The sequence below is a fragment of the Phaeodactylibacter sp. genome (assembly GCF_040219495.1).
GTDB lineage: Bacteria > Bacteroidota > Bacteroidia > Chitinophagales > Saprospiraceae > Phaeodactylibacter.
This window is the reverse complement of the sequence record NZ_JAVJSK010000155.1, coordinates 202,743-224,055: the sequence shown is the minus strand read 5'-3', so window position 1 is coordinate 224,055 and position 21,313 is coordinate 202,743. Positions and strand designations below refer to the sequence as shown.

General features: G+C 50.1%; 20 protein-coding genes and 1 tRNA gene. 7 read left to right on the top strand and 14 right to left on the bottom strand.

The annotated features are described in order from the left end of the window. Positions 1-641: 641 nt before the first annotated feature. The 4 genes from cydB to RIC19_RS25170 all read right to left on the bottom strand — a co-directional run bounded on the left by cydB (position 642) and on the right by RIC19_RS25170 (position 4,158). A complete protein-coding gene (cydB, locus tag RIC19_RS25185) occupies positions 642-1,676 on the bottom strand; it encodes a cytochrome d ubiquinol oxidase subunit II (protein WP_350181160.1) in 1,035 nt (344 codons plus the stop codon). 21 nt (positions 1,677-1,697) lie between these two features. Further along, complete coding sequence (locus tag RIC19_RS25180) at positions 1,698-3,077, bottom strand: cytochrome ubiquinol oxidase subunit I (protein WP_350181159.1); 1,380 nt, start codon at positions 3,075-3,077, stop codon at positions 1,698-1,700. A 162-nt stretch (positions 3,078-3,239) separates the two neighbouring features. Next, positions 3,240-3,695: a helix-turn-helix domain-containing protein gene (locus RIC19_RS25175; RefSeq protein ID WP_350181158.1), complete on the bottom strand. Its 456-nt coding sequence runs from the start codon at positions 3,693-3,695 to the stop codon at positions 3,240-3,242. Between the two features lie 61 nt (positions 3,696-3,756). Beyond that, positions 3,757-4,158, bottom strand: a complete 402-nt coding sequence (locus RIC19_RS25170) for a hypothetical protein (RefSeq protein WP_350181157.1) — start codon at positions 4,156-4,158, stop codon at positions 3,757-3,759. 103 nt (positions 4,159-4,261) lie between these two features. Here RIC19_RS25170 and RIC19_RS25165 point away from each other — a divergent pair, with 103 nt between their 5' ends. Further along, entirely contained in the window at positions 4,262-5,224 is a 963-nt protein-coding gene (locus RIC19_RS25165; RefSeq protein ID WP_350181156.1) for an ion channel, read from the top strand. 223 nt (positions 5,225-5,447) lie between these two features. Here the strand turns inward: RIC19_RS25165 and RIC19_RS25160 are convergent, their stop codons facing one another. The 10 genes from RIC19_RS25160 to RIC19_RS25115 all read right to left on the bottom strand — a co-directional run bounded on the left by RIC19_RS25160 (position 5,448) and on the right by RIC19_RS25115 (position 11,973). Further along, positions 5,448-7,166, bottom strand: a complete 1,719-nt coding sequence (locus tag RIC19_RS25160; protein ID WP_350181155.1) for a SulP family inorganic anion transporter — start codon at positions 7,164-7,166, stop codon at positions 5,448-5,450. A gap of 166 nt (positions 7,167-7,332) precedes the next feature. Further along, a complete protein-coding gene (locus RIC19_RS25155) occupies positions 7,333-7,986 on the bottom strand; it encodes a Crp/Fnr family transcriptional regulator (protein WP_350181154.1) in 654 nt (217 codons plus the stop codon). A 5-nt stretch (positions 7,987-7,991) separates the two neighbouring features. Then, positions 7,992-8,168 carry a hypothetical protein gene (locus tag RIC19_RS25150; RefSeq protein ID WP_350181153.1) on the bottom strand — a complete coding sequence of 59 codons (177 nt, stop codon included), beginning with the start codon at positions 8,166-8,168 and terminating at the stop codon, positions 7,992-7,994. Continuing rightward, positions 8,155-8,769, bottom strand: coding sequence for a class I SAM-dependent methyltransferase (locus RIC19_RS25145; protein ID WP_350181152.1), 615 nt, complete (start codon positions 8,767-8,769; stop codon positions 8,155-8,157). The genes RIC19_RS25150 and RIC19_RS25145 overlap by 14 nt, the downstream gene beginning before the upstream one ends. 81 nt (positions 8,770-8,850) lie before the next feature. Continuing rightward, positions 8,851-9,165, bottom strand: a complete 315-nt coding sequence (locus RIC19_RS25140) for a rhodanese-like domain-containing protein (protein ID WP_350181151.1) — start codon at positions 9,163-9,165, stop codon at positions 8,851-8,853. An 83-nt stretch (positions 9,166-9,248) separates the two neighbouring features. After that, the gene (locus RIC19_RS25135) at positions 9,249-9,563 is read right to left on the bottom strand and encodes an ArsR/SmtB family transcription factor (RefSeq protein ID WP_350181150.1); all 315 of its coding nucleotides are present in this window, start codon (positions 9,561-9,563) and stop codon (positions 9,249-9,251) included. Positions 9,564-9,689: 126 nt separating this feature from the next. Continuing rightward, entirely contained in the window at positions 9,690-10,007 is a 318-nt protein-coding gene (locus RIC19_RS25130) for a hypothetical protein (protein ID WP_350181149.1), read from the bottom strand. A 364-nt stretch (positions 10,008-10,371) separates the two neighbouring features. After that, a tRNA-Leu gene (locus RIC19_RS25125) sits at positions 10,372-10,455 on the bottom strand. A 119-nt stretch (positions 10,456-10,574) separates the two neighbouring features. Then, complete coding sequence (fbp, locus tag RIC19_RS25120) at positions 10,575-11,588, bottom strand: class 1 fructose-bisphosphatase (protein ID WP_350181148.1); 1,014 nt, start codon at positions 11,586-11,588, stop codon at positions 10,575-10,577. 139 nt (positions 11,589-11,727) lie between these two features. Continuing rightward, entirely contained in the window at positions 11,728-11,973 is a 246-nt protein-coding gene (locus tag RIC19_RS25115) for a hypothetical protein (protein WP_350181147.1), read from the bottom strand. Between the two features lie 264 nt (positions 11,974-12,237). Here RIC19_RS25115 and RIC19_RS25110 point away from each other — a divergent pair, with 264 nt between their 5' ends. From RIC19_RS25110 to RIC19_RS25085, 6 genes are all read left to right on the top strand, one after another. Next, the gene (locus tag RIC19_RS25110; RefSeq protein WP_350181146.1) at positions 12,238-12,801 is read left to right on the top strand and encodes an RNA polymerase sigma factor; all 564 of its coding nucleotides are present in this window, start codon (positions 12,238-12,240) and stop codon (positions 12,799-12,801) included. 3 nt (positions 12,802-12,804) lie between these two features. After that, positions 12,805-13,560: a tetratricopeptide repeat protein gene (locus RIC19_RS25105; RefSeq protein WP_350181145.1), complete on the top strand. Its 756-nt coding sequence runs from the start codon at positions 12,805-12,807 to the stop codon at positions 13,558-13,560. A 106-nt stretch (positions 13,561-13,666) separates the two neighbouring features. After that, positions 13,667-15,811: a S8 family peptidase gene (locus RIC19_RS25100; RefSeq protein WP_350181144.1), complete on the top strand. Its 2,145-nt coding sequence runs from the start codon at positions 13,667-13,669 to the stop codon at positions 15,809-15,811. 84 nt (positions 15,812-15,895) lie between these two features. Further along, on the top strand, positions 15,896-18,631 hold the full coding sequence (locus RIC19_RS25095; protein ID WP_350181143.1) for a CHAT domain-containing protein: 2,736 nt from the start codon (positions 15,896-15,898) through the stop codon (positions 18,629-18,631). 73 nt (positions 18,632-18,704) lie between these two features. Further along, positions 18,705-20,507: an ABC transporter ATP-binding protein gene (locus tag RIC19_RS25090; protein WP_350181142.1), complete on the top strand. Its 1,803-nt coding sequence runs from the start codon at positions 18,705-18,707 to the stop codon at positions 20,505-20,507. Positions 20,508-20,657: 150 nt separating this feature from the next. Further along, positions 20,658-21,299, top strand: coding sequence for a hypothetical protein (locus RIC19_RS25085; protein ID WP_350181141.1), 642 nt, complete (start codon positions 20,658-20,660; stop codon positions 21,297-21,299). The last annotated feature ends 14 nt before the right edge of the window (positions 21,300-21,313 follow it).

Here is a 21,313-nt window from a genome sequence, read left to right as displayed (position 1 = left end):
GTCTTAATCCTACTCTGGACTGGATATGTACTCTGACAGCAACCTTTGCAATTCACTGATAATCAAACCATTAATGTCAAAGAACGACAAATTTTAACACTTTTTAACAGGGGTTTTTTCAAAACACCCACTGCATAAAGCCATAGAATTGAAACCGAACAGCTGTACGGTTTACAACTGCCGGATATGAACAATATACGATAAATTCCGGGAAAAAGTTCCTGTCCGGCGCTGAAAATATTAGAGCTTGTTGGGATTTTGCTTTTGGAGCGAACGCAGCCAAATTTTGTTCTACTCAAGGCGTGATACATTCAAGAATGGGATTAAAGGGGCCCATTCTTGAATCACATAGCCTTAGCTACGTGACCGAAGAACAACAAAGAGCAGGACAAAATTTGGCAAGAGCAGCCCGAAGTGTAAAATCCCAACACGCTCTAAGCGCGGTAGCTGCTGGGGTAGAGCTTCCCGCTCTGCTCCAGCTTATCCACGAATGCTGCCAGGCTATTCAAGTAGTGCAATTTGTTATACACACCTATGTTTAGCATCCAAGCAATTTTTTTGAAAATTTCATAGATTAGCACTACCCAAAAAGGGGAGTTTTCGACTGGAAGACCAAAGTCCTGGCAGGCTCTTGATTTTTCTTAATAGCTGGTCTCATCCAGTTCCACTTTACCCCGGAAAGTCCAGAAGACAAAGGCGGTATAGGCGAGTACCAGCGGCGTGCCAATGGCCGCAATCGTCAACATGATGCCGAGCGACTTCTCGGAGGAAGCTGCATTGTAAATGGTAATATTATAGGCTTCATCCACCGTTGACAACAGCATTACCGGGTAGAGTTCAATGGCTACAACGATGAGCAGCAAACTCATGGTAATGGCGGAAAAAATAAACCCTTCCCGGAACCGCCGTTTGGAAATGAGGCGCGGGATATTGGCAATGCTCAGGAAGGCCAGTACGGGCACAATAAACAACCATGGGAGGTCCTTAAAGCGGTCGGTCAGGTGGGGAATGTAGATCAGGGTGTAGAGCGTAACCAGGCTGAAGGTCACAATAAAAAAAATGATTGCCCGCTTGGCCAGTATCGATAGCTTGGCGTACAGCCGCCCTTCTGTTTTCATCAGCAGGTAGAGTGCCCCGTGAGCCGAAAATAAGGCCAGTGTGGTCACGCCCACAAGCAGGGCATAAGGGTTGAGAAACTCCAGCCAGTGCCCCTGGAAGTTGCCCTGCGGGCCGATTTCGATACCAATCAGCACATTGCCCAGTACCACGCCCAGAAGTACCGATAGCGCGATACTCGCCACACTGTAGCTGATATCCCACATCTTACGCCACCATTTCATTTCTTCCTTACTCCGGAATTCAATGGAGACTGCCCGAAAGATCAGGAACAGCAGAAATAACATGAACGGGATGTACATACCGGAAAACAAACTCGCATAGACCACTGGAAAACCTGCAAATAAGGCACCTCCGCCGATGACAAGCCAGACCTCGTTCCCATCCCAGACCGGGCCTATCGCATTGAGCGCGATGCGGCGGCTTTTTTCTTTCTTGAAAAATAAATGTAATGCTCCGGCCCCCAGGTCAAATCCATCCAGTATGGCGTAGCCGCTAAACAGCCCGCCAATAATCAAAAACCAAAGAGTCGGATAGTCTAATCCAAACACAGTTGCCATATCTTTTTTTCTTAAGCTTTTCTAAAATTTTCCCGCTGCTTCTGCCATCTCCTCATGCCGGGAGCGGTGGTCTTGCAGTTGGTCCTCACTCGGGCCATGCTTGATCTTCTTGTTCAGCATATAGATGAACAGGGCGAACAGCAGGGCATAAACCAGGAAGAACATAATCAGGGAAAAAAGGACCTGATTGGCCTGTACGGCTGCCGATAGAGCATCACTCGTGCGCAGATGGCCGTAGACGACCCACGGTTGCCGGCCCATTTCGGCAGCAAACCAGCCAAACTGATTGGCCAGGTTGGGCAGGAGTACGGCAAAAACGAATACCCAGAGCAGCCAGCGTTGCTCAAATAATTTACCTCGCCACCATAGGAAGGATGCGTAAAGGGTCAGCGCAATCATGAGCATACCGAAAGCTACCATAAAGTGGTAAAACTGAAAGATCGCATTGAGTGCCGTGGGGCGGTCTTCTTCGGGGAAGGCATTCAGGCCGGTGACCGGCTCGTTGAAGTTGGAATGGAGCAGGAAGGAAAGGCCGCCGGGGATCGGGATGCCGGTCACCTCTTGTGATTCCTTATCTACCCAGCCCAAAAGGTACATATCGGCTGGCGCATGAGCTTCGAAGTGCCCCTCGAGCGCTGCTAATTTGGCCGGTTGGTTTTTCGAGACGCCATCTGCAGAAGCATGACCGACCACCAATTGGCCAAGGGAGACAATTGTAGCAACGACAAGGGCAATTTTGAAGGCTTTTTTAGACAATTCTACGTGGCGGTTGCGCAGCAGGTAGTACGCATGTACACTCATCACCAGAAAAGCCCCGGCCAGGAAAGCGCCCAGCCATACGTGTGTCAGCCGCTCTACACTTGAGGGGTTGAACACCATGGCCCAAAAGTCGGTGATTTCAGCCCGGGCGTCCAGCCCTTCCCCTACGATGTGAAAGCCGGCAGGGGTCTGCTGCCAGGAATTGGCCACCACAATCCATACGGCACTAAACATTGAGCCCAGCCATACGCCAAGGGTTGCAATGAAGTGTACCCGCGGGCTGACCCGGTTCCAGCCAAAGAGCAAAACGCCCAGGAAGCCGCTCTCCAGCGCAAAGGCAAAGATGCCCTCTGCCGCCAGTGCACTGCCGAATACATCGCCTACATAGCGGGAGTAAGTCGCCCAGTTGGTGCCAAACTCAAATTCCATTACGATACCTGTGGCAACCCCAATACCAAAAGTAAGCGCGAAGATTTTGGTCCAGAACTTGGCCAGCACATGGTACTCCTTGTTGCCGGTGCGCAGGTATTGCCCTTCAAGCGCTACCATGATCAAGCCCAGCCCAATACTGAGCGGAGGATAGATGTAGTGGAACGCGACGGTGAAGGCAAACTGAATCCTGGAAAGAATTTCAACATCCATCGTTATCGGTTTTTATGTAAAGATAGCACGCTTCCGGTAAAGAGCCTGCTAACATTAGAGCGTGTTGGGACTTTAGTAATCGGTTTGTCCTGGTGCACCGGGACACTTTGTTGCTTATACTTCGTCCAGGAAATCCTTCCCGCAAACGGCGGGACGGGCTATCTAACTCAGGCTAAACTCTGGTTTTCGTGCCTCGTCTAACCAAAAAACGGTTAGTTTTCGACTAGAAGACAAAAGTCCCAACACGCTCTTAGTGTTTTGTGTGATTGTGTATTTCCCTAACGGCCCCGGGCTAATGCCCTCGTGTTTTTTGAAAAACCGGCTGAAGCAGGAGTTGTTCAAAAAGCTGAGATAGTACCCGATTTCGGCGATGGTGCGGGCGTCGTGCAGCAGCATCCGACGGGCTTCCAGCGTAACCCGTTCCCAGATGAGCTCGCCCGCCGATTTGCCGGCTACCTTATTCCAAACGGCATTCAGGTAATGGGGCGTGAGCAACAGAAGCTCCGCATAATCGCGTACTGTTCTCTCTAAGCGCCGCACGATTAATACCATATTCTTATCTCTGGATTTGTAGGCAGCGGCTTCCCGGCCCTTGTAGAGCCGTTTGTATTCTTGCAAAACAATACTGAGGTAAGAGCGCCGGGTTTTCAGATAGTCCTCCGGGCGTATGTGGTACTTTTCACTTTTTCTCCTGCCGGCGCTGCAATTCCTGACTGATCATCTCGCCAACCCGGTCCAGGTGGCCCTGCCCTTTGAAAAAGGTATTCATAAAGTAGAGCCCGAAGAAGAATAGCAGAAAGGAAAACGGAAAGAGTGCCAGGAAGATAAACCCCAGGCGTGGCAGCCCAGCCTTAAGGCAAAGGCCCCAAAGGAGGAGCCAAATGGGGGAAGTGGCTACCGCACCAACGAAGAAACGCTGGAACTTCCTGAAAAGCGTATGCTTGATTTCCCATTGCCCACGCAGCCGCAACAGTTGCCCGGTTGGGTAGAAAGCAGCACCCAGGGATTCGAGTTCGGAGAGCTCGTCAGCGGCACCTTGTTCGAGGTTCTTCAGTAAATGGTCGAGTTCATCAGGGCGCATGGCTTGGTGGTATGGTCCGTATCTTTGTAAATAAACGGTAAGCCGGGCAAAGAGTTGAAAACCAGCGGTGCGGACTTTCGACCCTTTCTGCTAAATTAGAGGCATGAAACTCAGAGACCTCACTTCATCATTAACCGGCAGGGCGTCCCAGTCTGAGAATGACTTGGGTTTCGGCAGCGGGATCACTTCGGGCGAAGACCGGCTGATCAACCGCGATGGTTCTTACAATATCCTGCGCCGGGGCGGTAAAGCATGGCGGCCCTATCAGGTACTTGTAGAAATGTCCTGGTGGCGCTTCTTTGTGCTCATTACAGGGATCTATGTGGTTGTCAATGCTTTATTCGCAGCCATCTACCTGATGATCGGGCTGGAATATTTATCTGGTGCGCAGCCTGCCAATACACTGACCGGCGACTTTTTTGTGGCTTTTTTCTTTAGTGTGCAGACTTTCACCACCGTAGGGTACGGTGCGATTAGCCCTACCGGTATTGCCGCAAATATCGTAGCTTCAATTGATGCGCTCGTGGGCCTTATGGGGTTCGCATTGGCAACCGGGCTTTTCTTCGCCCGCTTTGCGCAACCACAGTCCAGTATTTTGTTCAGCAAAAAAGCTGTGATCCGCAGCTACCAGGATACGCCTTATCAAAGCTTTCAGTTCCAGATTGTCAATCAGCGCAACAATAAGCTGATCAACCTATCTGCTAAAGTCAGCATGTCCTGGGTGGCAGAAGACGAGAAAGGGCGCAAGGTCCGCCGCTTCACCCTGCTGGAGCTGGAACGGGAAAAGGTCTTCCTTTTCCCGCTCAACTGGATCCTGGTGCATATCATCGATAAAGACAGTCCGCTCTGGCAAAAAACGCCGGAAGAACTGGAGGCTATGCAGCCGGAGTTTTTGGTCCTGCTGCAGGGGTACGATGAGACGTTCGCACAGGATATACACGCCAATAGCTCTTACATCTTCCCAGACTTGACCTGGGGCAAAAAGTTCCGGCGCATGTATTTCCAGGAAGATGGGCATACGGTGCTGGAGTTAGACTGGATTGATGAGCTGGAGGAAGAAGCCTAAAAAAAATCGCCAGCCTGCTCCATAGAGCAGACGGGCGAAATTGAAAATTACTGATGTGTTATACTCCCCTCGGTCATGAGAGGTGAAATTTTGACGACTTTATTTTTGTGCCCCGCAAGGCAAAAAGCACAGGCATAGCCCAGCTACGACGAGCATTTTTAACGCCGCAGGGTGCAAAAAGAAAAAGTCAAAAATCACTTATTGTGCCCGAGGGGAGTATATATTAGCTGTTAGTCTGCAGCACATAGTCTTTATAGCGCTGCGGATTTTTTTGGTCATAATTGTCCATAGCGGTTTGGATGTGCATGAAGAATTTTTCCTTGCCCAGCTTTTCGTCAAAGTGAGCTTTCTGAAGGGTATCCCGCAGAGGCCCCTTTACACTCGTCATGTAAAAATCAATGTCTAAAGACTGCAGGTAGGTGTTGATTTCTTCCAGAGCATGCACTCCGCTGCTATCTACGCTGTTAATACTGTTAGCGTCAAGGATGAAGAGTTTGAGCTTATCTTTGCGGCGTTCAATTTCTGTTTCGATGGTTTCCTTAAAGAAGTTGACGTTCGCAAAGTAAAGCCTTGCATCGAAGCGCATAACGAGGACGTCATCGCGTTGCTCCAGATTGTCGAAGCGGGTAATGTTTTTGTAGTGGTCTTCGCCAGGAATACGGCCCAGTACTGCGAAGTGGGGGAGGGTAGTCCGGAAAATGACCACCCCTAAAGAAAGGGCTACACCAATCAGGATCCCCTGCTCAATACCCAGAGAAAGTGTGCCTGCAAAGGTAGCGACCAGCATCCAGAAGTCTGCCCGGTCGGTCTGCCAGAGGTGCTTGGCTTCTTTGATGTCAATGAGCCCAAACACCGCCACCATGATGACGGAAGCCAGGATGGCTTTGGGCAAATAGTAGAATAATGGCGTCAGGAACAACAGGGTCAGCGCAATCAGTACCGCACTGATAATCGCAGCCAGTCCGGTTTTGGCACCCGCCTGATCATTGACGGCCGTACGGCTGAACCCGCCGGTAGTAGGATAAGATTGAAAGAAAGAGCCGACAATATTAGCAGCACCCAGGCCAATCAGCTCCTGGTTGGAAGAGATTTTGTAGTTCTTATGTTTGGCCTGAATGGCTTTAGCCACTGCAATGCTTTCCATAAAACTCACCAGCGCAATCGTCAGCGCGATAGGGAGTAAAGCTGAGAAATCTTCACCAGAAAATGTTGGGATGACAAAGGAAGGCAGCCCCTCAGGAACCGTGCCCACAATTTTCACGCCCTGGTCCACCAGCCCTAAGCCATAAACCACAACAATACCAAAGAGGACTGCCAGGAGTGGCCCCGGGATCGCTTTATTGATTTTCTTCACCCCCTTGATCAGGAAGATACCACCAATGCCTACCCCGAAAGTGAACCAATTGACTGCACCAAATTGCTCAATAGCATTCAGCAGGATTTCGTGCACATGATGGCTTCTCGGAATATCGACACCCAGCAAGTGCTTGAGCTGTGATAAACCAATAATCAGTGCGGCCGCTGAGGTGAAACCGCTGATGACCGGGTGAGAAAGAAAGTTGACCAGGAAACCTAACCGGAAGGCACCGAGCAGGAATTGGATGATACCCACAAATAGCGCCAGGGCTACCGCCAGCATAATGTAAGTTTCCGTCCCTCCTTCTGCCAGTGCACCTATACCGGCTGCCGTCAGCAGAGATACCATGGCTACCGGCCCTACTGCTAACTGACGCGAAGTGCCCAGGATTGCGTAGATGATCAGAGGGATTGTTGAAGCGTAAAGCCCGTATATTGGAGGCAGGCCTGCAATCATAGCATAAGCCATACCCTGCGGGATGAGCATCACCCCAACGGTTAGCCCGGCGGATAGATCGCCCTGCAGGTTAGCCTTTTTATAATTTGGAAGCCAGTCCAGAATAGGTAGAAATTCTTTAATTCGCATCGTGGAAAACTATTTGAATTTGTCAAACACGCCTTGACAAATACTCATTAACAATTGGCTAATCAACAACACAAAAGTCTACCTTTTTGCTGGGGCTTGCAGTGACGAACATCACAATACCGTTTTTGCCCTGCTCCGGACCAGCATCTTGTTCCCTGTTGTGGGATTACAGGAGCTCAATACGGTTGCGGCCAAGTTTGACCACACCGTCTCGCTCCAACTGTTTGAGCAGGCGGGAAACCGCCTCCCGGGAAGCGTTGAGGTCGTAGGCTATTTCCTGATGAGTCGCGCTCAGGGTTCGGTTGTTGTTGGCTTTTGCTTTTTGCTCCAGGTATTCCAGCAGCCGCTCGTCCATCTTCTTGAAAGCAATGCTGTCAATAGTGCGGACGAGCTCCAGCAATCGGTTGTCGTAGGAGGTCATGACATAGTTTTTCCAGCTCGGGTAGCGGCTCATCCATTCATCCATAAACCGGGTAGGGATACCAATCAGGGTCGTATCTTCTTCCGCGACGGTCCGGATTTCGCTCTTCTTGTCCATCAGGCAACAGGTAAATGACATAGAGCAGGTCTCGCCCGGTGTGAGGTAATAGAGGAACAGTTCATTGCCCTCTTCGTCCTCCCGGGATACTTTGATGCTGCCTTTGATGATCAGCGGCATGATTTTAACATAAGCGCCGAAGTCCATGATCATGGAGCCGGATTTGAAGTGCATGATTGTACCTTCTTTGGCGATTTCCTCCTGTAGATTGCGCTCTGCCAGTTGGGGGTAATGCTGACGGATAAGCGATAGGATTTCGGGCCTGGCTTTTTCTGTAATCATAGATTTTAATCTTTTGCTTCTAGTTTTGCTTCAATTTGCTTTAGCCGCTCTTCCAGTTGAAGCAGCTTATCCAGGATGATAATGTGGGTTTTTTTGGCATCAATGCCGACCGGGCTTTGGTCGCTGTGGATTGCTTTGGCAATAGCGTCAAAGGTGGCTTTGGATACTTTAAGGTTTTCCATCATTGGTGTTTTTTGTTGCAATAATTCGGACGGTTTCGGCAGGGCCATTGTGATAAGGCCCTTCTCTTAAAATAACACGTTGTTGAGCTGCAAAGTCCAATGAAAGACCTTTAAAGTCCGGTTTTAGTTCTTCGAGGCTAAACAGCAGGGCTTCGTTCTTGGGGCCTCCTGACTCAAGGGAGAGCTGCCGCTTATGAAAGCCTTCCAGCAAGAGGACCCCGCCGGGGCGAAGAGCCTCGGCACAGGCGGCATGCAATTGCTGCCGGAGCAGTGGCGGCAGGTGCACAAAACACAAGGCAATCAGGTCGTACTGATGCTGTCCAAACGGGAACGTCTCTACCGAGGCCACCTGATAGTGCAGACTGACATTATTGGATTTTGCCAAATCCAGGGCTTTTCGCCGGGCGGCACTACTGTAGTCAAAGGCTTCCACTTCCCAGCCCAGGCGGGCGGCATAAACCGCATTACGCCCTTCTCCCTCAGCCGGGAAAAGGGCACGGCCGGGCTTCCGGTTATCTATCTCGGATTGCAGGAAAACATTAGGTGCTTTGCCGTAAGCATAACCCGCCGCTCCGTAGCGCTCTTCCCAGAATTGTTGCATATACTCTATTGCTTTTGGACAAAGGGGGAATCATTCCTTTTGGTTGTTTAAGCCTGAAAGTCAGGCTTTCGTACGGCTTTACTACTCGAAATCCTGAATTTCTTTTCGGCCGCCGACTAAATACGCGACTTGCCTGAAGCCAAGCCGGGCCATCAAAGAGGCGGCCAGTGGCGCCCTTTTACCGCCATCGTCGTACAGAAAATAAGGGCGGAGCCGGTCCATCTCCCGGATAGACTCATCGAAATCATCACTGAGGTAGTCCAGGTTCAGGGCATGGTCCATTAACTTATCCTTCCGGATTTCCCGTGGCGTCCTCAGGTCAATCAGAACGGCATCTGCAGTGAGTGCCAGTTCAACCATGAATAAATCCACGGGCAATGATCGGTAAGGAGCCATAGAGAATAAGGTTTAAATTCAAATATAGTTTGTTTTGTTCATGTAAAAAAGAAAAACAAAAGGGGTTTTTAAGGTTGTCTCTTTTACATATTGCAGTTGCAGTTCTCCAGGCAGGAAATGATGAGGGAAACGTCGCGCTCCTTGAGGCGGTAGAGCATGCTGCGGCCGTTGCGCTCCGCATGGAGGATGCCCTTGAGCCGCATATTTTGCAAGTGGTGGGAGGTCAGGGACTGTTCTGAGCCCAGCATAGTGCAGATTTCTGTGACAGAAAGTTGAGGGTGTTGCTCAAGCAGATGTACAATACCCAGCCGGATGGGGTGCGCCACTGTTTTGAGGATAAAAGCAATGCGCTCCAGTTTTGCTGCTTCTTTTTTGCCGATTACTTTTTTGTCTGGCATAGGTTCAGAAGTGTGAGGTGATTGAGGCAGGCAGCTCTGTCTGCCTGCGTAATGCCATGAAAAACGCAAGTGAGCCCTCATGGTTGAGGGGATATGGAAAAATCTACAAAAAAGGTAGGAAAATGATTAACGCTTAAACCATTTCTTCATCCGGTCTTTAATAGAACCATTAGGGGGAATGATAAAACTACGTATGCCAGATACCTGCCCCAACGTAACCCAGGCATTGTAGTGGCCTGGAGGCAACTGGCCAAGCCGGATCGCTACTTTGTGTGGACCGGAGGTCAGGCTTGCTTTGTGTGTGCGGTACGATTTGCCCTGTTCATTCAGGATATCGACATTGAGCTGCGCTCCTTCTGCACAAAAGCAGTGGAGGTGAGCTACCGTAGTTTGCGGCTCTGCCACTAGAAAGTTGCCAATTTTAGTTTCCGGAATTTTCTTCATTTAGATTAGGGTATCTGCTTAGTTGCTTTGTGCAACTTAATAAGATAGTTAGACATTACTTTGGACGGCACACCGCGTGCAGGGTCACATTTGATGTTGTACAGCACGGCAGGACTCATATGATGCCACAAAGCAGAAGCTGTAAGAAGTGTTGATTAGTGCAACCCGTTCGAAAGTGATCACTGCCGACTAGGAAACAATCAAAATGTGGGTTCGGTGTTGTAAAGAATTGAAGAAGAAGCTTAATGCTGCAGGAAAAAGTTATTTTCCTTATCGTATCATAAAAGTACAATTTTTTTGCGAATTCTCCAATTGGGGCAAGCCAAAAAAAAGCCTGATTACATCTAGGCAATCAGGCTTTAAGTGCCCAGAACAGGAGTCGAACCTGCACATCCGTAAGGATACTACCCCCTCAAGGTAGCGCGTCTACCAATTTCGCCATCTGGGCATGTGCTTAGTAGCGCTTATTTAAAAAGCGATGCAAATATACAGTTCCTGTTTGGACAAAAGCAAGGTTTTAAGGCATTTTTTCCAATTACTTTTCCGGGTATAATCTGTGCCGGCCTGCTAGCCGTTGAAAACAGGAATAGCACTGTAGCGTTCCACAAAGGCTTTCATCTCGTCAACCATACCGGGCGACCCAATAGCGATAGTGGCGCGCTGATGCAAGTGCTTGACCTCCAGCTCCAGGATGCGCTCCAGTTGGCAAGTGATGGCTTTGCCTCCAGCCTGCTCCACGATGTAAGCCAGCGGGTTGCATTCGTAAACCAGCCGGAGTTTGCCTTGTGGATATTTACGGGTATTGGGGTACAGGAAGATGCCCCCCTGGAATAAAATCCGGTGAATATCAGACACCATAGACCCAATGTACCGTAGCCGGAGGTTAAGGTCTGAGCAGTGGTCGATGTACCGCCGCATTTCCACATCAAATTTCAGGTAATACCCCTGATTGACGGAGTAATAGTTGCCCCGGTCCGGAATCTGTATATCGGTGTGGCTCAGGCAAAACTCGCCAATCGTGGGGTCCAGGGTGAAACCATTGACGCCCCGCCCAGTCGTATACACCAGAAGGGTAGACGTGCCGTAGAGCACATAACCTGCCGCAACCAGGTCTACACCTTTCTGCAGGAAATCGTTGACTTCCACCGTGGCTTCCGCGTCACTCAGACGGCGGTAGATGCCAAAAATGGTGCCTACTGAAACGTTCACGTCGATGTTGGAAGAGCCATCAAGCGGGTCGAAAACAACAACGTACTTTGAGGCTTTGGAAGCCACTGAATTGATAGGGATAATGTCTTCCAGCTCTTCGGAAGCGACCCCACAGCACTCCCCGCTGTTCTTCAGGCAGTCGATCAGTTTCTCGTTGGCGTAGAGGTCAAGCTTCTGCACATCTTCGCCGGAAGCATTCTCTGAACCGGCCTTCCCCAGAATGCTGACCAAGCCTGCTTTATTGACTTCGCGGTTGACGATTTTGGCTGCTACGCCAATGTCCCGCAGCAGCCCGGTTAGCTCTCCGGATGCAAAAGGAAAATCTTTTTGCCGTCGGATGATAAATTCATCTAAAGTGACGATTCGGCTCATAATTTGGATATTTGTGGTTAGGAAGGGTAAATATAAAAACTGAGCCGGAGTAAAAGGGTGACAAATGGCATTAAAAGCTCCCTGACCGATACCGTTGTACCAGGAAAGGGAGCAGCAAACACTATTTAGAAATGCAATTTTAATTTTTGCAATCCGGGTCAATTGCACAAGCGATCTCCCGCAAGAAATGAGCGATTGCCTTTTTCACATGATACCAAAGTCTTTTGCCCCATTTTCGCAAAAGACCGGGCGATTTCTGCGACATTATCATGTCTGCGGCATAGCTTAATAGTTCACTTGCCTGTTTCATCTCTGTGGCTACGGTGCGGTCATCTACCTCGTCAGCGTCAGGAGTGTCATAGACTAAATTTTGCTGATTGGTCAATCAGCTTTGACAGGATTGCTTTTCTTCAGCAGTCATAATTAGGTTTTTTGAGGCCTACTCTGTTAATAAGGCTTTTCGGCGAACGCCTTTATATTGGGTTATACAGGATTATATCGCAGTATTAGAAGCATCCTTACCCATGCTGGTCAACTTTTTTAAAAGATCTCCAGGAAGGGGTGAATTTTCAGCATTGCAGGTTGGATATCTTACTTCAGGAAAAGACAACCTTTAAAAGTCCGTAAAGAATCTTATTATTGTGAGGTAATGGAAGCACATTCAGACCACAAACACTTACAGGCACTTCGTCAGGGCGACTACAGTATTCTTGAGCACCTGTACGAGGCGGAGGCCGGTGCCGTACTGCGTTACGTATGCCGGAATAGCGGCACCGCTGCTGATGCCCAGGATGTTTTCCAGGAAGGCATTCTTGCCCTGCATCAAAAAGCACATGACCCGGACTTTACCCTCACTTGCCCAATCGGGGCTTTGTTGTTCCAAATCTGCCGGAATAAGTGGCTTTCTCAGCTTCGTAAAAAAAATCGGGAAGTGGAGGTAAGAAAAGCCGAAGCCGAACGATATGAAACTGAGAACATCGTTCATAACACCCTGGAGAAAATTGAAGAAGAAGAAATCCGGCAGCGTAAGCTCGACCAGGCATTTGGCCAGTTGAGTGAGCTCTGCCAGCAACTACTACAACTTTTGGCTTCCGGAATGGCTTCCGCCGAAGTCGCCGAACAACTTGGTATGAATAATGCCAATACGGTGTACCGTCGGAAGAACGCTTGTGCAGAGCGGTGGCGCAATTTGTTTAATGCTCAAACCGCCTGACGTATGGAAGCATCAGACTATTTACTCATCGACCAATACCTGCAGGGAGAGCTGCCCGAAGAAGCGCAGCCTGCTTTCGAGCAACGCTTGCAGCATGACCGTGCATTTGCGGAAGCGCTCAGGGAGCGGCAGCAGATGCAAAACTACTTGAAGCATCAAGTGCAAAAGCCTGCGCTGGAAAAACGCATGGCTGATCTGGGGGCACGGTACTTTCAAGACGAAGCAAACACGGATTCCGCTGACCCGAAAGAGGGAATAGTGGTGCCGCTTTGGCGACGAAAGCCGATATGGCTCGTAGCGGCTGCCGCAGCCATCGCCTTGATATTATTGGTTTGGAACCCGTTCCAGACTTCTGCAAACTTGTACGAACAGTACGCCCTGCACCCCACGCTTGCCCTGCAAGAACGAAGCGTGGACGGCAACAGCCTGGAGACGGCAGAACAAGCCTTCAACCAAGGGCAGTACGAAGCTGCCTACACCCAACTATCTGCTTTGGTACAGCAACTACCAGAAAATCCACAGTTGAAGCTGTCTTTAGGCATCGCTGCATTGGAAACCGATCGGGTTCAAGAAGGCATCGCTCAATTTGAGGCACTAGCTGAAGGCGATACTGCCCTGCAGGAATACGGCCGCTGGTATTTGGCGCTGAGCTATGTCAAAACGGGCGACAACGAAGCAGCCCGGCCCCTACTGCAAGCACTGGCCGAACAGCCCTCTGCTTTCCAGCAACAGGCACAAGATTTACTCCAGCAACTATAATCCCTAGCTGAAAAAGCAATAATCCCAACACACCCTGTCAGCACCAGCCATTTGCCTGCTCAAAGCCAGGCCTGGGCTTATTTTCTAAACCTCAAAACAACGCATTATGGAGACTCTACGCTTTTGCATATTTCTAACCTGTTCATCCCTGCTCGCTACGTTTTCCTTCGCCCAATCCCCTATCATCGCTTTCCCCTTTGACAACAACGATGATTTCATGGAATGGGATACCCCAGAGGGCAACTGGCAATGGGTAGAAGATGGTAAGGCTGAAGTGTTTAATACAACGCTATGGGACGGCAGAGACTCCATCCTTTCCCGATCCCAGGGGGGAGCAGCGGCGATTGCCGGCACACCAGGAGTGCTGGTTAGCCCTCCTATCGACCTCAGCGGGGAGAGCCAGGTGTTTCTCCGCTTTAATCAGTACTACCGCGCGCTGGAAGGGTCGACTGTTGTAAGAGTACGGAACCTTTCAGGTGGCGGTCAGGAATTCTTTACCATCAACCAGAATGTACTGCCACAAGTAGAAACTGGCCCTAGGGCAGTAGAAGTTATCGACATCACCAGTATAGCGGCAGACGCTACCGTTGAGGTCTCTTTCTTTTTTGAAACCAGCCAGTATTTCTGGATCATCGACGATGTGGAGCTCTACAATACGTTTCCCTACCCTGAGACTCGGCCCGCCCAATACCGGGATACCTTTCCCGCTTTGGGCTACGCCTACACACCAGATGACGCCGGTTGGCCCTACATCCCTAATGAAATTGTGGTACAGATCGTACCCGGCACCGATCCCGATAGTGTGGTAGCCCTGCGGGACACGCTCGGGGCAAAACTTATAGACTCTTGCGTCTGCAACTCCCTCCAACTTTGGGAATTGGGCGACAGTGTCATCACCAATCAAAATGGAATGCTGTTCCCTGTAGGGCCGACTCTTGATATCTTAGAACGCGTTAAAGGCGCCAGTTCTTCGGTGATCATCCAAGAGGCAGACCCCAATTATTACACCGTAGCACAGTTGCAGCCTGAGATGATTACGGACAACCCCTCGCTTACGCAAAATGATCTAGCAGGCATTCCTGACGCCATTGACGATGCAGTGCGTATTGCGGTATTGGATACTGGCGTGGATTACAAGCACGTAGGACTAAGTGACTACATCTACAAAAAGCCGGATGCCCTCAACAACGCCACAGACGATGATAACAATTGCGCTGAGGACGACCCTATCGGCTGGGATTTCGTTTCTGAAGTGGACATCAGCAACAACCCGATGGACGACCACAGTCATGGCACGCATGTGGCGGGCATCATCGCTCAGACACTCGATCAGGCTTGTACTGAAGGTTGTCGCTTTCAAATCATCCCGTACAAAACACACGATGCTCAAGGGGTCTCCAGTTTATTTCAAGTCGCCTGCGCCACTTACCAGGCAATAGAAGACAGTGTGGCCGTCATCAACGACAGCTGGGGCTTTTACGGCAGTGGCGAAGGCAGCGATGGTGAAAACGACATCCTGAAAAATGCGATCGACTCTGCAGAACTCAACAATATCTTGGTCGTTTCCGCAGCCGGAAATGACGCCCTTATGCTTGACACCCTATTGCAATACCCGGCTTGTTTTGACGACACGCCTAATGAAATCACCGTGGGTGCCGTATTTGATAGTTTAAATGTAAATGGCGTACGGGTATTAGGCCGTGCAGATTTCTCCAACTTCAGCGACACTTGGGTGGATATTTTAGCGCCGGGTGTGAATATCGACAGCTATTTACCTCAGGATAGCTCCGGCCTAAAATCCGGCACTTCCATGAGTGCGCCGGCGGTGAGCGCAGCGGCGGCAATCGTCTATTGTAAGCTAGGAAGGCAAACACCCTACGCGGATGTCAAATCACTCCTGCTCAATACGGCAGACAAGATACCATCGTTGGACACCGTCGCTGTTGACGGCAACTTACTTAATATACTGGCCTTGTGTGCAACCCCGACGCAAGCTGCCCCGCTATCCAAAACCATCCACTTCTACCCTAATCCGGTACGGGATGTGGTTCAGATAGAATTGCCACCGGTTGAGGAAGCAGCACTGGAAGTCTTCCACCTCAGCGGCCAGCGTATGGGGCAATGGCAAGTCTCCTATTCCGCTTACCCCCAGACGATGGATATTGATGTACAGTATTTGCCAGCAGGCACCTATCTGCTACGCCTCCGGTACAAGGGACAGCTTTGGGTAGGCCGGCTGATTAAACTATAACAGTCAAATACCCTATATTACGGATAACAAACCCTCCTGCCCCAGTTCGCATTTCGTGAGCTGGGGCATCAACCCTTCAAGTCTATGCTTACACACCGCCTTCCATACCTCCTGCTTTACCTTCTTTTCAGTTTTTCTGCTTTCGCAAAATGTCCGGAAAAACCTATTCTCCCCATAGTAAAGTCTGGAGACCGGGCGGAACTTGAAATGCTGGCTGAAGAGCTGAAAGACTGCCCTAAGTTGCTAGATTCGCTCGGCTTGGTCTATCACGAACTTGGTGTATTATCCTTTAGGAATGGAGATATTGAAAAAGCCGTACAAGAGATGCAACTAGCCGTAGATTATCGTAAAAAAGCATTTGCCGGTGAGGCACACGAAGACCTCGGCCGTTCCTACTTTAATCTTGGATTTTTCTATGAAAGATCGAAAGACTACGGACAGGCGTCGACTTGCTACCGAGCGGCGGCTGACATACAGCAAGGACTCAACAACAGGGTATTGCACCGAGCGACTGCGCTCCGGGTGGCAAAGATGGATAGCTATGCCGGCGATTTCGACAAAGCAGAACGCCTGCTGAGATGGGTAATCGAAGACACAGAGGAAGGGGAAGCACTCAATCTGGCGAAAGCAAGATCAGATTTAGGGCTTTTGTACACAGAACGAAAGGCTTCTCAAAAGGCCATCCAACAGCTTCAACTTGCCCTGCCCTACTTCAGTCAACAGGAGATGCTTCAAGATGAAGCCGCCGCTTTGCTGAATTTAGCGAAAGCCCACTATCACTTAGGCCATTTCACAGAGACCAAGCAATTTGGTTCACAAGCGCTGGCCAGTTACCAAGCCCTTGAAGATATCGACTACCAAGCCAGAGTGAAAAACCTTTTGGGGCTTGCCGCAATGAAAAGCCAGCAGCATGACTCCGCAGCGCAGCTATTAAAAGAGGCGTTGGAACTCGCTCGCAAAGCAGAGGCAAAAGAGGATGCTGCTGCCATCATGGATAACATTGGGGAGCTTGCCTTGCAGCAGGGTAAACCGGATCAAGCCGCCGATTGGTTCTTGAAGGCTATGCAGACTTTGAAAGCTGATTTCTATCCTGACAGCCCCTTGCAAAAAGCCGAAAGGCAATATTTGGAGAAGACGCCATACAAGATAGATTTATCTGTTTACCTCAATGACCTGCTCCGGGCATTGCTCGCCCAACATGAGCAATCTGGTGAGGAACAGTACCTACAGGCCGCTGTACCCTGGCTAAAGGCTGGCGATTATCTCATCGACCAGTTGAGAAGTGCCCATAGTGATGCCGGCACAAAACTGTTTTGGCGGGAAGAAGCCCTGCCTTTTTATGAGCGGGCCGTCCGTATTTGCACGGCGCAGCAAGCCACAGCCGATGCCTTTTACTTTTTGGAAAAAAGCCAGTCCGTTTTATTGCTGGAAGCTCTGGCGGAGGCAGATGCCCTTTCCACTATACCAGACTCATTGCAGCAGCAGGAGCGAGCCCTGCGGAGGCAGTTGAACCGCCTGCAACTGGAGCTGGATCAAGCCGGCTCTGAAAGCGTGGCCGTAGTGCTCGACCAGGCACTTGGCGTAGAACAAGAACTGGAACGCCTTACAGACTACCTTAGCCAGTCATTCCCCGTTTACCAAAGACAAACAGCTGGTGCAGCTGTGATCAGTTGGGAGCCCTTCCAAAGTAACTACCTCAAAGGGCAGGGCCGAGCACTGATACACTATCTATTCGGTGAAGAACGAGCCTATCTGCTTTATGCCAATGGCCAGGAATCGCAACTCCTTGATTTGGGTAGTAGTGATACGCTAGCCAGGCAAGTGGAAAGTTTCCTGCATTGGTTTAGCGCTCCCGCTCTCATTGAGCAGGCACCAGCAGCTTATAAGGAACAGGCGTATGCCTTGTTTCAAAAGCTACTACCCATCTCCGGTCCGCTTAAGGCAAAGGCACTGCTTGTTATCCCCGGCGGCCCACTTGCTTATGTGCCTTTTGAAGCCTTGCTCTCTGCACCTTATCCTGGTACAGACCTCAGCACAGCACCTTACCTGGTGAACAGCCATATAGTGAGCTACAGCTTTTCTGCAACTTTATACGATCAGCTGGAAAATAACACAGGCAGTCCAGTCATGCAGGCTTATGCCATGGCTCCCTTCGCTCAGCAGTCAAAGGGTGGTCATGGCACCCTGAAATACAGTCCTGTCGAGCTGGAAGCTATAGCTGCCCATTTCCAGATGCACTCCTTCCGTGACGGTGCTGCGACCCGGCAAGCTTTCATAGCAGCCATGGGGCAGGCAGGTATTTTGCATCTGTCTACCCATGCCTACGGTGCCTACGATGGCAAACAGCCGTATATCGCACTGGCAGACTCTTCCATCTTCCTGACCGATCTGTACCATTGGGATATTCCTGCAGAACTCGTTGTACTGAGTGCCTGCCAAAGCAATATTGGGCGCCTGGCGCGGGGAGAAGGCGTGCTTGGCCTGGGTAGGGGCTTCTTTTACGCTGGCGCAAATAGTATTGTGGCTAGCCTATGGAACCTCAATGATCAAAGTGCCAGCCAAGTCATTTCCGATTTCTACGCAAGCCTGGCGGAAGGGCAACCCAAAGCTGCAGCCCTACAGTCTGCCAAGGCACAATACCTGCAAGATACCAAAGTGGCTGCTTTCCGAAAATCTCCTTACTACTGGGCGGGCCTCACGTATTATGGTGACAGCAAGCCATTGAAAGCCGAAGGGACAGGCTTCCCCCTATGGTGGGCCTTTGGATTGATTGCGTTCCTGGTCATAGCAGCTTACTTTTTTGGGCGGCGCAGAGCCTGAAGATGCCTGGCCCACTCAACCAATCTTGCAATTAAGGGTTTACAATTCAGAATATACTGAAGCCAGACCACACGTGAAGCAATTAGCCTACCTTAATAAGTTTTTCCTCCGCTACAAAAGGCATTTCCTTTTGGGCATCCTGTTTGTGTCCCTATCCAATTACTTCCGGGTATTGCAGCCACAGATGATACGGGAAGCCCTGGACCTGGTGGTGGAGAACATTGGCCTGTTTGGATTGCTGAATGGTTTTGAGCTTCAGCCTAAGTTGTATAGCATCCTTGGCAAGTCATTGCTGTATTTCGGGGTGCTCGTACTGTTGTTTGCCTTGCTTATGGGGCTTTTTATGTACTTCATGCGGCAGACCATCATCGTCATGTCACGCCTGATTGAGTACGATATGCGCAAGGAGATCTTCCAAAAGTACGAAGACCTGAGCATGGCGTTTTACAAGCGCAACAAGACCGGGGATATGATGTCGCGCATCACTGAAGATGTCTCAAAGGTGCGGATGTACCTCGGGCCTGCTATCTTGTATGGCATCAACCTGGTTTCCTTGTTCGTGATGGTCATCTACGCTATGCTGCGCGTAAATGTGGAACTGACGCTGTATGCACTCGCCCCGCTGCCTGTGCTATCCGTTTCGATCTACTACGTCAGTAACCTGATCAATAAAAAGAGCGAAGTCATTCAGCAGCAGCTGGCGCACCTGAACACCAATGCGCAGGAGATTTACTCCGGTATCCGGGTGGTCAAATCTTACGTGCAGGAGTTGCCCATGCTGTCTTTTTTCCGAAATGAGAGTGATATCTACCGGGACAAAGCCCTGGACCTGGCCAAGGTCAATGCCTTCTTTTACCCCCTGATGGTGCTGTTGATCGGTGCGAGTACCGTGATCACGGTTTATGTAGGAGGCTTACAGGTGGTACGCGGCTCGATCAGCACTGGTAATATTGCCGAATTTGTCATTTATGTCAATATGCTGACCTGGCCTGTTACCGCTATTGGATGGATTGCCTCCATCGTGCAGCAAGCGGCAGCTTCCCAAAAACGGATCAATGAGTTCCTGGACCTGCAACCGGAAATCACCAATCATACTGATGAAGAAGAGACTGCAATCCGGGGAGATATTGCCTTTGAAAACGTTTCTTTCATTTATCCGGACACGGGCACTGTAGCCCTCAAGGACGTCAGCTTCGAGCTGAAAGCCGGGCAAAAGATGGCGATTATCGGGAAAACCGGGTCGGGCAAAACGACTATTGCCGACCTGTTAGTCCGCATGTACGATGTAGAGCAGGGGCGCATTACCGTTGATGGGAAAGATGTGCGTGACCACAACCTCTACCAATTACGGCGCACTGTCGGTTACGTACCTCAGGATGTTTTTCTTTTTTCTGATACGATCGCTCACAATATCGCCTTTGGCAAACGGGATGCAGACCGGACTACCGTAAAAGAACACGCCCGTTATGCGGCCGTTTATGATGATATTATGGAGCTCTCCAATGGCTTTGACACTTTTGTCGGGGAGCGCGGAGTGACCCTCTCCGGCGGGCAAAAGCAGCGCGTGTCCATTGCCCGTGCCTTCCTTAAGCAACCTGATATTGTGCTGCTCGACGACTGCCTGTCGGCGGTGGATACCAAGACCGAACAACAAATCCTGGGCTACCTCTCCGGCGCATTGGCTAAAAAGACGGCGATCATCATTACCCACCGTATTTACTCCTTGCTTGAATTCGATAAAATCCTTGTCCTCGAAGATGGCCGCATCGCAGAGTCCGGCACGCATGAAGAACTGATGAAACACAATGGCTACTACGCAGAAATGGTAGAAAATCAGCGCCTGGAAGAGATCGATGAAGGAGCAACTGCCCGCTGATAAAAATCATTTTTTTTACTGATTTTCAACAGTGCTTCTTTGGTGTAATTCCTATAGGATTGCAGTACGAAAGTCCTCCGGTTGAACTGGAGTCCCGCCTCGCTAAAGACCAGGTTCGAAACCAATTTTGGTCTATCAAATAAAGAAGCCATGAAAGTATACCAAGTTATTCTTGCAGTGGGCTTTACCTTACTTTTTTTACTCGTATCGAGCTGTCAGAAAGAAGAAGTGGTGGTGCCTGATGCGTTGAGGCCTATCCCCACCCTGATTAACAGGTATGTGCCCGGCCCGGGCAGCTCTGATTGCCTGTTGATGGATTGCGAAACCGCCATTGCCAATGCAAAGGAAGAGCTAATGAAGAAAGCCGAAGAGGAGTGTGGCATTTTCATGTCTGCCATTCGGTGCTGCGAAGCTAATCAGGAAGTTTTTTTGATGTACCGGGTGAGTTCGGACTGCGAAACCAGCCTGGAAATGGATGCGCCGGTGATGGGTGGTAATACCGGGTATGCCGCGCTTGCGCCAAGCCCTATTGGCATTGAGCTGCTGGAAAGCAGCTGTATTAACGGTGGCACGTCGCTCCGCGTTACCCTCAAGGGCGGTGCCCTGCCATTACCACTGGGCCCCTTTGAAGTACACTGGTGGGTGGACTACCAGTATCAGGGCAACGATACTCAGATTGACTGCGTGTACGGCACTGCGGCACAGTTGCTGATTATTGATCACTGGAACGATAATGCCAAGCAATGGTACAAGGTCGACTTGTATCAGGAGAAGGCTCCGTACAGGTATTGATACCGCAACAGGAA